The organism is Paenibacillus sp. BJ-4 (genome assembly GCF_020404765.1).
GTDB lineage: Bacteria > Bacillota > Bacilli > Paenibacillales > Paenibacillaceae > Paenibacillus.
Genome location: NZ_JAIVEM010000166.1, coordinates 1 through 211, shown reverse-complemented (window position 1 = coordinate 211; position 211 = coordinate 1). Strand labels below are relative to the sequence as shown.

1 protein-coding gene is annotated in these 211 nt (G+C 47.9%); it reads left to right on the top strand.

Annotated features, from left to right (window positions below):
- Positions 1-211 (top strand): condensation domain-containing protein (locus LCF57_RS28385; RefSeq protein WP_226003092.1); only part of this gene is annotated, 211 nt, incomplete at both ends.

Here is a 211-nt window from a genome sequence, read left to right as displayed (position 1 = left end):
CTTGACTACTTGAAGGAAATCAAGGAGACGACGCTGGGCGCTTTTGAACATCAGAATTATCCGTTTGAGGAACTGGTGGATAAGGTGAACGTGGCTCGCGATTTACGCCGCAATCCGCTGTTCGATACGATGTTTGCTTTGCAGAATACAGAGAATGTGGAAATCCAGCTTCCCGGACTCCATTTGTCGACGTATGCCAGCGAAGAAATTG